Below are 11,690 nucleotides of genomic sequence, written 5' to 3'. Positions count from 1 at the left end.
CCATGCGGCAAGGAGCCCTCGTGCCCACAGTTGAAATGGAACGTCGCCAGGTGGTGGTGATCGGTGCCGGGCCTTCCGGTGCCATCGCGGCCGCGCTGTTAAAGCGCAAAGGGCATGATGTATTGATCATCGAGCGCGAGCATTTCCCGCGTTTCTCGATTGGCGAAAGCCTGCTGTCGCACTGCATCGACTTTATCGAAGAAGCCGGCATGCTCGACGCTGTGCAAGCTGCAGGCTTCCAGGTAAAAACCGGCGCGGCCTTCGCCTGGGGCGAGCGCTACAGTGCCTTTGATTTCAGCGACACCTTCAGCAACGGCAAGCCCACCACCTTTCAGGTGCAGCGCGGCGAGTTCGACAAATTGCTGGCCGACCAGGCGGCGTTGCAAGGCGTGGAAATCCGCTACGGCCAAACCATTGTCGGCGTGGATTTTTCTGCCGAGAGCCGGTATTTGCATGTGCGCCGCCAGAATGGCAGCGAGTACCACCTCAAGGCCAGGTTCGTGCTCGATGCCAGCGGCTACGGCCGTGTGTTGCCACGCCTGCTTGACCTGGAAGCACCGTCGAATTTCCCGCTGCGCCAGGCCGTATTCACCCACGTCGAAGACCGTATCGAACACCCAGGCTTTGACCGCAGCAAAATCCTGGTGACCACTCACCCGACCAAGCGCGATATCTGGTTCTGGACCATCCCGTTCAGTAACGGCCGTTGCTCGGTAGGCGTGGTCGCAGCCAAAGAGCATTTCGAGGGTGCCGACAGCGACCTCGACGCCTGCCTGCGCGGCTTTGTCGAGCAAACCCCAAGCCTGTCCGCCGTGCTGCAAAACGCCGTCTGGGATACCCCGGCGCGCACCATCGGCGGCTACTCGGCCAACGTCAAAACCCTGCACGGCCCAGGCTTTGCGCTACTGGGCAATGCGGCGGAATTCCTCGACCCGGTGTTCTCTTCCGGCGTGACCATTGCCATGCGTTCGGCCAGCATGGCCGCAGGAGTACTGCACCGCCAATTGAGCGGCGAAACGGTGGACTGGCAAACCGAGTTCGCCGAACCGCTCAAGCGCGGTGTCGATACCTTCCGTTGCTACGTCGAGGGCTGGTACGCGGGCACGTTCCAGGACGTGATTTTCCATCCTGGCAGTTCACCGGAGATTCGCCGCATGATCAGCTCTATCCTGGCCGGTTACGCCTGGGATGAACGCAACCCGTTTGTCAGCGAGCCGAAACGGCGCTTGCGGATGTTGTCGGATATTTGTGCGAGTGAAGCGGTATGAGCAGCCCTGGCGTTGAAAAAAACTACCTGAGTCAAAACTACGTCGAAGAAACCAAGTTCGGCTTCTGGTTCCTGCGCAGCCATACCTGGCAGCATCACGTATTGCGCGTGGCGATCAATGACCTGCGCAGCTTGTTCAGCGAGCCGCTGCCGGTGGCGCCGGTGTTGCTGGATGCCGGTTGCGGCCAGGGCAAATCCTTCCAGTTGCTGCATCAGGTGTTCGCGCCTTCGCGCCTGATCGGCCTGGATGCCGACCCTCACAGCCTGGCACTGAGCCGTGAAGAAGCCGCGCGGCTGGGCCTGGACGTCGAGTTGATCGGCAGCGACTGCGCGACCCTCAACCTAGCGGATGCCAGCGTCGATATCCTGTTCTGCCACCAGACCTTCCATCATCTGGTGGAACAACATCGCGCACTCAAGGAGTTCTATCGGGTGCTCAAGCCGGGCGGCTATCTGCTGTTTGCCGAATCCACCGAAGCCTACATCGACACCTGGGTGATTCGCTGGCTGTTCCGCCACCCGATGCATGTGCAGAAAAGCGCCGAAGAGTACCTGGAGATGCTGCGCGAGCAGGGCTTTGAGTTCGCTGCTCAGAACATTTCGTACCCTTACTTGTGGTGGAGCCGTTCCAGTGACTTCGGCCTGCTGGAACGTTGGGGCCTGCGCAAGGCACCGCCGGTGGGTCAGCGCGAGGAAACCCTGGTCAACTGCGTGGCCCGTAAACCTGTGGAGAATGCGGCCCCATGATGCGCCTGCTGTTGATAAGTTGCCTGTTGCTGCTCAGCGCCTGTGCCAGCCAGGCGCCGCTGCCGGAAAAAATGCCGGCCCTGGCCTTGCCGATGCAATTGCATGTGCAGCGCCTGGCAGACGGCCAGAGCCAGGACTGGCTGCTGGTGATCCAGCGCGAAGGCCGCGCGATTCGCTGGTCGATGATGGACCCGCTGGGCATTCCGCTGGCCCGGCAAAAACTGCTTGATGGGCAGTGGCAGGCAGACGGCTTGCTGCCGCCCAACCCCCAGGCGCGCACGCTATTTGCCGCGCTGCTGTTTGCCCTGACCGCGCCTGGTGACGTACCAGCGTTGTATCCCACTGCCCAGGCCATGGACCTGACGCGCACGCTGCCGGGCCACTGGCAGATCGTCTACCAGTCTTCGGAGGTGTTCAGCGTGAACATGGCCGACCCGCCGCTGAGTTACCGCATCAGCCCGCTGAGTGTGAGCCGATGACCGCCTACCTCAATGCCCTTGGCGTGATCTGCGCCCTTGGCCGTGGCCAGGCGCAAGTCAGCCGCAACCTGTTTGCCGGCGACTGTTCGGGCATGCGTGCCGAAAGCGGCTGGGTGCCGGAACGCGTCGTGCCGGTGGCCGCCGTACACGGCGAACTGGCGAGCCTGCCCCCGGAACTGGCCCAGCAAAGCAGTCGCAATAACCAGTTGCTGCTGGAAGCGGCGCTGCAAATTGAAGATCAGATTCGTCTGGCCATCCAAACCTATGGCCATGGCCGGGTCGGGGTTGTGCTGGGCACCAGCACCTCGGGCATTGACGAAGCCAGCCGTGGCATTGCCCATTACCTGCAGAACACGCAGTTCCCCGCTGACTACGACTACCAGCAACAGGAACTCAGCGCTCCGGCCAACTTCCTCGCCGACTGGTTGAAAGTAAGCGGCCCGGCCTATGTGATTTCCACCGCCTGCACCTCCAGCGCCCGTGCATTGATGAGTGCCCAGCGCCTGTTGGACCTGGGGGTGTGCGATGCGGTGATTTGCGGCGGCGTGGACAGCCTGTGCAAGCTGACGCTGAACGGGTTTACCGCGCTGGAAGCGGTGTCTGCCGAGCGCTGTAATCCGTTCTCGGTGAACCGCAACGGCATCAATATCGGTGAAGCGGCGGTGCTGTTCCTGATGAGCCGCGAGCCGGCCCCCATCGCCTTGCTGGGCAGCGGCGCCAGTTGCGACGCGCACCATATCTCTGCGCCCGAGCCCAGCGGCAAGGGCGCGTTGCTGGCCATGCGCAAGGCCCTGGCCAGTGCAAAGCTTTCGCCCGAGCAGATCGGCTACCTGAACCTGCACGGCACCGCGACCCAACACAACGACGCCATGGAAAGCCTGGCGGTCGCCAGCCTGTTTCCCGGCGGCGTCGCCTGCTCATCGACCAAGCCCATGACCGGCCACACCCTCGGCGCTGCCGGGGCACTGGAAGCCGCGTTCTGCTGGCTGAGCCTGACCCATCGCCTGCTGCCACCCCACGTATGGGACGGCCATCCCGACCCGGCGCTGCCCGCCTTGCAATGGGTGCGCAGCGGCGACAGCTTGAAAAAACCCTGCCTGATGAGCAACTCGTTTGCCTTCGGCGGTAACAATGTCAGCCTGATAATCGCAGAGGCCCCATGATCGATTGGCCACTCGCCGAACTGCTGCCCCATGCGGGCGACATGATCCTGATCGACCAGGTGCTGTCGTTCGATGAAGAGCAGATCCACACCCGCGTCACCGTCAAGCCCGGCGGCCTGTTCAACCGTGCTGACGGTAGCCTGCCAGCCTGGGTCGGCATCGAGCTGATGGCGCAAAGCGTAGCCGCCTATGCCGGTTGCCATGCACGCCAGCAAGGCAAGGCCGTGGAACTCGGTTTCCTGTTGGGCACACGTAAGTTCGAGTGCAACGTGGAGCACTTCCCGGCCGGTGCCGAGCTGAATATCCACGGCCTGCGCTCCCTGGAAGACGACAACGGCATGGGTGTGTTCGAATGCCACCTCACCGGCGACGGTATCCAGGCCAGCGCCCGCCTAAACGTATTTCGACCGCCCCAGGCGGCCAACTATTTAGATGAATCGAAGGACGATACGCCATGACTGAATCCGTACTGGTCACCGGCTCCAGCCGTGGTATCGGCCGCGCCATTGCCCTGCGCCTGGCCCAGGCCGGCCATGACATCGTGCTGCATTGCCGCAGCGGTCGTGCCGAAGCCGACGCGGTACACCTCGAGGTCCAAGCCCTGGGGCGCGAGGCACGCGTGCTGCAGTTCGACGTGGCGGATCGCGCTGCGTGCAAAGAGATCCTTGAGGCCGATGTGGAGCGGCATGGCGCCTATTACGGCGTGGTGCTCAATGCCGGCCTGACCCGCGACGGCGCCTTTCCTGCGCTGTCGGAAGACGATTGGGATGTGGTGATGCGCACCAACCTGGATGGTTTCTACAACGTGCTGCACCCGGTGATGATGCCGATGATTCGGCGCCGCGCCGCCGGGCGTATCGTGTGCATCACCTCGGTGTCCGGGCTGATCGGCAACCGCGGCCAGGTCAACTACAGCGCCTCCAAAGCCGGCTTGATCGGCGCGGCCAAGGCGCTGGCCATCGAGCTGGGCAAGCGCAAGATCACCGTCAACTGCGTGGCGCCGGGCCTGATCGACACCGCGATGCTGGATGAAAACGTGCCGGTAGAAGAACTGATGAAAATGATCCCGGCCCAACGCATGGGCACGCCGGAAGAAGTCGCCGGCGCCGTGAACTTCCTGATGTCCGCCGAAGCCGGCTATATCACGCGCCAGGTGCTGGCCGTGAACGGGGGCCTGTGCTGATGAAGCGCGTTGTCGTCACCGGCATGGCCGGCGTGACCTCCCTGGGCAGCGACTGGGACACCATCGCCGCGAACTTTCGCGCCAACCGCAGCGGCATCCGGCGCATGGATGAGTGGGACCGTTTCACCGAACTGAACACGCGCCTGGCCGGCCCTATCGACGATTTCGTCGTGCCCGCTCACTGGACGCGCAAACAACTGCGCAGCATGGGCCGCGTCTCGCGCCTGGCCGTGTGGGCTGCGGAGCAGGCGTTGCAAGACGCCGGCCTGCTCGGCGACGAGTCGATCAAGGACGGACGCATGGGCGTGGCCTGTGGCTCGTCCACCGGCAGCACCGATGAGATCAAGGCGTTTGGCAATATGCTGCTCAACTCGGTGGCCGAGGGGCTCAATGCCAACTCCTATGTGCGCATGATGCCCCACACCACGGCAGCGAATATCAGCATCTTCTTTGGCATCACGGGCCGGCTGATTCCTACCTCCAGCGCCTGCACCAGCGGCAGCCAGGGCATCGGCTACGCCTATGAGGCAATCAAGTTCGGGCGCCTGCCGTTGATGCTCGCGGGCGGCGCAGAAGAGCTGTGCCCCACCGAAGCCATGGTCTTCGATGCGCTCTACGCCACCAGCCTGAAGAACGATGCGCCGCAAACCAGCCCGCGTCCCTACGACAGCGGCCGCGACGGCCTGGTGATCGGTGAAGGTGGCGGCATGCTGGTGCTGGAAGAATTGGAGCACGCGTTGGCGCGGGGCGCGCATATTCACGCTGAACTGGTTGGCTTCGGCAGCAATGCCGACGGCCAGCACACCACCCGCCCGGAACAGAAAACCATGCGCCGCGCCATGGAGCTGGCCCTGGAAGACGCGGGTCTTGAACCATCCGCCATCGGCTACGTGAACGGCCACGGCACGGCGACCGATCAGGGCGACATCGCTGAAACCCTGGCCACCAGCAGCCTGTTTGGCAGCCGCATGCCGATCAGTTCACAGAAGAGTTTCCTCGGCCACACCCTGGGTGCCTGCGGCGCGCTGGAATCGTGGTTCAGCATCGAGATGATGAACCGCGACCAGTACGTGCACACCTTCAACCTGGACGCGGTCGACCCGCAATGCGGCGAGCTGGACTACCTGCAAGGTGGCTTTCGCCAGATGCACAACGACTACGTGATGAACAACAACTTTGCCTTCGGCGGCGTCAACACCTCGTTGATCTTCCGCCGCTGGAGCTGACTTTTTAATCGACTGGAGAAAACGGAATGTCTTCCCTGCTACGCGCTACCCTGATCACGCTGGCCCTGCTGACCACGGCTGGCTGCACCAGCAAACCGGTGCTCAACACCCAGCACGAGTTGCCGGCCACGAGCCAGGTCAGCGAAGAAAAAATGAAACAGGTGATCGTCGCCGCCCTGCAAAAACGCGAGTGGACGGTACAACGCCTGAGCCCGCAACTGGTGCAGGCCGAGATCACCGTGCGCGGCCAGTTCTACGCCGCAATCGACATCCGCTACACCCGCAACAGCTACGCCATCACCTACCGCGACAGCCGCGACCTGGGCTACAAGGACGGTAAGATCCATCGCAACTACAACCGTTGGGTGAGCATGCTGGATCGGGATATTCTGGCGGGGTTGCGTACTTACAGCGTGAATGAAGCAAATACTTCGCCCCAAAACTGACCCCCTTGCTCCCGCTGGACTGCGCAGCAGGCCCATTTTTTAGGGCCGCTACGCGACCCAGCGGGAGCAAGCTCCCTCGCCACAGGTTATTGAGCGGCCTTACGCGTCAACAACTCCACAAACCCTTTCGCCATTGGCGTTTGCGCGCCCTTGCGCTGCACCAGCCACACCGCCGTCACTGCCTGCGGGTCGAGCAAGGTGCGATAGACCACGCCATCAATGCGGATGCGCTGGTAAGACGCCGGCAGCACCGACACCCCCAACCCCGCCGCCACCAGGCCGATGATGGTCATTGCTTCCCCTGCTTCCTGAGCAAAGTGCGGGCTGAACCCGGCGTCACGAGCGAGGTTGAGCAACTGCGCGTACAAGCCGCTGCCGTAACTGCGCGGGAAGAACACGAAAGGCTCCTCGGCCAATTGCTCCAGATGCAAGCCGCGCTCGCTGCCTTGCGCCAACGGGTGGCCGGCGCTCAATACCGCGACCAAGGGTTCGCGCATCAACTCGATCACGTTCAGTGAGTCGGGCAAGGGCAAAGGCCGCATCAACCCAACCTGAATCGACTCGTCCACCAGCGACTCGGCCACTTGGGTGCTGCTCATTTCTTGCAGGTTCAGATGCACCGCCGGGAATGCCTGGCGGAAGGCAAAGATCGCCTGGGGAATGCTGGCGTTGAACGGCGCAGACGAGGTGAAGCCGATCTTCAATTCACCCAGTTCCCCCAACTGCGCACGCCGCGCCACATCTGCCGCCTTGTCGACCTGGGCCAGCACCAGCCGTGCCTCTTGCAAGAACAAGCGCCCGGCCTCGCTCAGCTCGACCCGACGATTGGTACGCTCGAACAAGCGTGCGCCCAGCTCGTGTTCCAGCGCCTGTATCTGCTGGCTCAGGGGCGGCTGCGAGATGCCCAGCACCTGCGCGGCGCGGCCGAAGTGCAGCTCTTCGGCAACGGCGATGAAGTAGCGCAAATGGCGAAATTCCATGCAAGCCTCATTAGGTCGTAAAAGCTATCAAACAGGTCGAACAATATATTGGAAAGAATCATTAGCCAGCTATATTCTTTTTCGTATTGTCAGTCCTGGCAGACTTTCCTCCCCGAGGTCCCCCGTGAATCCTGCTGTTGCCCCACTTGCCCAACACACCTCGCCCTCAGCCCTTGATGACGTAGTGGCGCAGCTCAACGACGCGTACATCGAAAAAGGCACGCCGATGTTCATGCGCACCGTGCTGGCGCTGTTCTCCGGCGGCTTCGCCACGTTCGCCCTGTTGTATTGCGTGCAGCCGATGATGCCGGCGCTGTCCCATGAGTTTTCCATCAATGCGGCGCAAAGCAGCCTGATTCTATCCGTCGCCACGGCGATGCTCGCCTGCGGCCTGCTGATCACCGGGCCGATATCCGACAGGCTGGGGCGCAAGCCGGTGATGGTCGCTGCGTTGTTCTGTGCGGCGCTGGCCACCATCGCCAGCGGCTTGATGCCGAGCTGGGAGGGCATCCTGTTGATGCGTGCACTGGTGGGCCTGTCCTTGAGCGGCCTGGCCGCCGTGGCCATGACCTATCTCAGCGAAGAGATCCACCCGCAGCACATCGGCCTAGCCATGGGCCTGTACATCGGCGGCAACGCGATTGGCGGCATGAGCGGGCGCCTGATCATCGGCGTATTGATCGACTTCGTCAGTTGGCACACTGCAATGCTGATCATCGGCGCCCTGGCGTTGATCGCAGCCACGGTGTTCTGGAAGATCCTTCCCGAATCGCGCAACTTCCGCGCCAGCAGCCTCAAGCCGCGCAGCCTGGTGGACGGCTTTGTCATGCACTTCAAGGACGCCGGCCTGCCGTGGCTGTTTCTCGAAGCCTTCCTGCTGATGGGCGCCTTCGTGACGATGTTCAACTACATCGGCTATCGCCTGCTGGCCTCCCCCTACGAGCTGAGCCAGGCGGTGGTCGGTTTGCTGTCAGTGGTGTACCTCTCGGGCATCTACAGCTCGGCCAAGATCGGCTCACTGGCCGACCGCCTCGGCCGCCGCCGCGTGCTATGGGGCACCATCGTGCTGATGCTCGCCGGCATGGCCCTGACGCTCTTCACGCCTTTGTGGCTGGTGGTACCGGGCATGCTGGTGTTCACCTTCGGCTTCTTCGGCGCCCACTCGGTCGCCAGCAGCTGGATCGGCCGCCGCGCAGTGAAAGCCAAGGGGCAGGCGTCGTCGCTGTACCTGTTCTGCTATTACGTCGGGTCGAGCATTGCCGGGACGGCGGGTGGGTTTTTCTGGCACTTTGCCGGGTGGAACGGGATTGGCGGGTTCATCGTCGCTCTGTTGGTTGGCGCGTTGCTGGTAGCGTTGAAGCTGGCGAAGTTGCCGCCACTGGGCCATGTGAAAGCCTGAGGCGACTGGCTTTATGTGGGAGCTGGCTTGCCTGCGATAGCGGTGTTGAATTCGCCGCCGCCATCGCAGCGATGCGGCGACCCGACAAGCCAGATCCCACATTTTGTTTTGCGTTTTACTCGTGGTATTGCGCCGATAGTTCGTGCACTGCGCGCAAGAACGCACCCGCGTGCTCCGGGTTCACTTCCGGTGTGATGCCGTGGCCAAGGTTGAACACGTGGCCACTGCCCTTGCCATAGCTGGCCAGGATGCGTCCGACTTCGGCGCGGATCGCTTCTGGCTTGGCGTACAGCACGGTCGGGTCCATGTTGCCTTGCAGGGCAACCTGGTTGCCGACGCGACGGCGCGCTTCGCCGAGGTCGCAGGTCCAGTCCAGGCCCAATGCATCGGCGCCCGCGTCAGCGATGCTTTCCAGCCACAGGCCGCCGCCTTTGGTGAACATGATCACCGGAACCTTGCGGCCTTCGTGCTCACGGATCAGGCCGCTGACGATCTTGCGCATGTAGGCCAGGGAGAACTCCTGGTACGCCGCCGCCGACAGGTTGCCACCCCAGGTGTCGAAAATCTGTACCGCTTGGGCACCCGCCATGATCTGGCCGTTGAGGTAGGACGTGACCGACTGCGCCAGCTTGTCCAGCAACAGGTGCATGGCTTGCGGGTTGTCGTAGAGCATGGCTTTGGTCTTGCGGAAGTCTTTCGACGAGCCGCCTTCAACCATGTAGGTGGCCAGGGTCCAGGGGCTGCCGGAGAAACCGATCAGCGGCACGCGGCCGTTGAGCTCGCGGCGGATGGTGCTCACAGCATCCATCACGTAGCCCAGGTCTTTGTGTGGGTCAGGGATCGGCAGGGCTTCGATATCGGCCAGGGTGCTGACGACTTTCTTGAAGCGCGGGCCTTCACCGGTTTCGAAGTACAGGCCTTGGCCCATGGCGTCCGGGATGGTGAGGATATCGGAGAAGAGGATGGCCGCGTCCAGTTGTGGGTAGCGGTCCAGCGGCTGCATCGTGACTTCGCAGGCGAACTCCGGGTTCATGCACAGGCTCATGAAATCACCGGCGTTGGCGCGACTGGCGCGGTATTCCGGCAGATAGCGACCGGCTTGACGCATCATCCACACCGGGGTGACGTCTACGGGTTGCTTGAGCAGGGCACGAAGGAAACGGTCGTTCTTGAGGGCAGTCATGTCGGCATCCGCAAAAAAAGTGCGGGCATTTTCTCAGAGCGCGACGCAAAAGGCACGGAATGCACCGTGCCTTTTGTCTATCGGGTCAATTTGTCGCGGCACTGCCGCCGCAGGATCGCTCCCACGCTCCGCGTCATGCTGTTCGGGACGCGGAGCGTCCTGGCGGCATTCCCACGCAGAGCGTGGGAACGATCATCAGACTTGCAGGTAGTCCAGGATGCCTTCGGCGGCGTTACGGCCTTCGAAGATCGCGGTGACCACAAGGTCCGACCCACGCACCATGTCGCCACCGGCGAAGATCTTCGGGTTGCTGGTCTGGTGCTTGTACTGGCCTTGTTCCGGGGCCACGACGCGGCCCTGGCTGTCGGTCTGGATTTCGAACTGCTCGAACCACGACGCCGGGCTTGGGCGGAAACCGAAGGCGATGACCACGGCGTCGGCCGGGATGATTTCTTCGGAACCCGGGATCGGCTCGGGGCTGCGACGGCCACGGGCGTCCGGTTCGCCGAGACGGGTCTCGACCACCTTCACACCTTCCACACGGTCTTCACCGACGATGGCGATCGGCTGGCGGTTGTAGAGGAATTTCACGCCTTCTTCCTTGGCGTTCTTCACCTCTTTGCGCGAGCCGGGCATGTTGGCTTCGTCACGGCGATAAGCGCAGGTCACCGACTTGGCGCCCTGGCGGATCGAGGTGCGGTTGCAATCCATCGCGGTGTCGCCACCGCCCAGCACCACGACCTTCTTGCCCTTCATGTCGACGAAATCTTCCGGCGACTTTTCAAAGCCCAGGTTGCGGTTGACGTTGGCGATCAGGAAGTCGAGCGCGTCATATACTCCGGGCAAGTCCTCACCGGCAAAGCCGCCCTTCATGTAGGTGTAGGTGCCCATGCCCATGAACACCGCATCGTATTCGGCGAGCAGTTGCTCCATGGTGATGTCTTTGCCGATTTCGGTATTGAGGCGGAACTCGATACCCATGCCGGTGAACACTTCACGACGGTGGCTGAGTACGGTTTTTTCCAGCTTGAATTCAGGGATACCGAAGGTCAGCAGGCCACCGATTTCCGGATTCTTGTCGAACACCACCGGGGTCACGCCACCGCGCACCAGCACGTCGGCACACCCCAGGCCAGCAGGGCCCGCGCCGATGATCGCGACGCGCTTGCCGGTTGGCTTGACCTTGGACATGTCCGGGCGCCAGCCCATGGCGAACGCCGTATCGGTGATGTACTTCTCCACCGAACCGATGGTCACCGCGCCGAAGCCGTCGTTGAGGGTGCAGGCACCTTCACACAGACGGTCTTGCGGGCACACCCGGCCGCAGACTTCCGGCAGGGTGTTGGTCTGGTGCGACAGCTCGGCGGCGGCGAGGATGTTGCCCTCGGCCACCAGCTTGAGCCAGTTGGGAATGAAGTTGTGCACCGGGCACTTCCATTCGCAATACGGGTTACCGCACCCCAGGCAGCGGTGGGCCTGGTCGGCCGAGTGCTGGGGTTTGAAGGGTTCGTAGATTTCCACGAACTCTTTCTTGCGTTGACGCAACAGTTTCTTCTTCGGATCTTTGCGCCCGACATCGATGAACTGGAAGTCGTTATTCAGACGTTCAGCCATGTT

At 62.5% G+C, this 11,690-nt stretch carries 12 protein-coding genes; 9 read left to right on the top strand and 3 right to left on the bottom strand.

The features are described 5' to 3' along the window. Window positions 1–20: 20 nt before the first annotated feature. The 8 genes from BT204_RS04935 to BT204_RS04900 are packed head-to-tail and all read left to right on the top strand — an operon-like array spanning window position 21 to window position 6,511. Window positions 21–1,268, top strand: coding sequence for an NAD(P)/FAD-dependent oxidoreductase (locus tag BT204_RS04935; protein ID WP_054896215.1), 1,248 nt, complete (start codon window positions 21–23; stop codon window positions 1,266–1,268). Beyond that, on the top strand, window positions 1,265–2,014 hold the full coding sequence (locus tag BT204_RS04930; protein WP_014716593.1) for a class I SAM-dependent methyltransferase: 750 nt from the start codon (window positions 1,265–1,267) through the stop codon (window positions 2,012–2,014). The genes BT204_RS04935 and BT204_RS04930 overlap by 4 nt, the downstream gene beginning before the upstream one ends. Next, window positions 2,011–2,493 (top strand): hypothetical protein, encoded by a 483-nt coding sequence (locus BT204_RS04925; RefSeq protein WP_057975402.1) that lies wholly within the window; start codon window positions 2,011–2,013, stop codon window positions 2,491–2,493. The genes BT204_RS04930 and BT204_RS04925 overlap by 4 nt, the downstream gene beginning before the upstream one ends. Beyond that, entirely contained in the window at window positions 2,490–3,656 is a 1,167-nt protein-coding gene (locus BT204_RS04920; protein WP_072445825.1) for a beta-ketoacyl-[acyl-carrier-protein] synthase family protein, read from the top strand. Before BT204_RS04925 ends, BT204_RS04920 begins: the two co-directional genes overlap by 4 nt. Beyond that, on the top strand, window positions 3,653–4,114 hold the full coding sequence (locus tag BT204_RS04915) for a hotdog family protein (RefSeq protein WP_054919435.1): 462 nt from the start codon (window positions 3,653–3,655) through the stop codon (window positions 4,112–4,114). Before BT204_RS04920 ends, BT204_RS04915 begins: the two co-directional genes overlap by 4 nt. Continuing rightward, window positions 4,111–4,839 (top strand): 3-oxoacyl-ACP reductase FabG, encoded by a 729-nt coding sequence (gene fabG, locus BT204_RS04910; protein ID WP_072445823.1) that lies wholly within the window; start codon window positions 4,111–4,113, stop codon window positions 4,837–4,839. The genes BT204_RS04915 and fabG overlap by 4 nt, the downstream gene beginning before the upstream one ends. Then, entirely contained in the window at window positions 4,839–6,065 is a 1,227-nt protein-coding gene (locus tag BT204_RS04905; protein WP_072445821.1) for a beta-ketoacyl-ACP synthase, read from the top strand. Before fabG ends, BT204_RS04905 begins: the two co-directional genes overlap by 1 nt. Before the next feature lie 26 nt (window positions 6,066–6,091). Continuing rightward, window positions 6,092–6,511 (top strand): hypothetical protein, encoded by a 420-nt coding sequence (locus BT204_RS04900; protein ID WP_003187927.1) that lies wholly within the window; start codon window positions 6,092–6,094, stop codon window positions 6,509–6,511. Window positions 6,512–6,597: 86 nt separating this feature from the next. Here BT204_RS04900 and BT204_RS04895 read toward each other — a convergent pair whose 3' ends face one another. Beyond that, the gene (locus tag BT204_RS04895; RefSeq protein WP_034125583.1) at window positions 6,598–7,491 is read right to left on the bottom strand and encodes a LysR family transcriptional regulator; all 894 of its coding nucleotides are present in this window, start codon (window positions 7,489–7,491) and stop codon (window positions 6,598–6,600) included. Between the two features lie 124 nt (window positions 7,492–7,615). Between BT204_RS04895 and BT204_RS04890 the strand changes: the two genes are divergently transcribed. Then, window positions 7,616–8,890 carry an MFS transporter gene (locus BT204_RS04890; protein ID WP_139271459.1) on the top strand — a complete coding sequence of 425 codons (1,275 nt, stop codon included), beginning with the start codon at window positions 7,616–7,618 and terminating at the stop codon, window positions 8,888–8,890. A gap of 115 nt (window positions 8,891–9,005) precedes the next feature. Here the strand turns inward: BT204_RS04890 and hemE are convergent, their stop codons facing one another. Further along, complete coding sequence (hemE, locus tag BT204_RS04885; protein WP_003187922.1) at window positions 9,006–10,073, bottom strand: uroporphyrinogen decarboxylase; 1,068 nt, start codon at window positions 10,071–10,073, stop codon at window positions 9,006–9,008. Window positions 10,074–10,268: 195 nt separating this feature from the next. Further along, window positions 10,269–11,687 (bottom strand): FAD-dependent oxidoreductase, encoded by a 1,419-nt coding sequence (locus BT204_RS04880; RefSeq protein ID WP_046070563.1) that lies wholly within the window; start codon window positions 11,685–11,687, stop codon window positions 10,269–10,271. Window positions 11,688–11,690: the final 3 nt, after the last annotated feature.

The sequence above is a fragment of the Pseudomonas sp. NFPP02 genome, assembly GCF_900119355.1.
Classification (GTDB): Bacteria; Pseudomonadota; Gammaproteobacteria; order Pseudomonadales; family Pseudomonadaceae; genus Aquipseudomonas; species Aquipseudomonas paracarnis.
The sequence above is the reverse complement of the archived record's forward strand: the minus strand, read 5'-3'. Positions and strand labels throughout refer to the sequence as shown.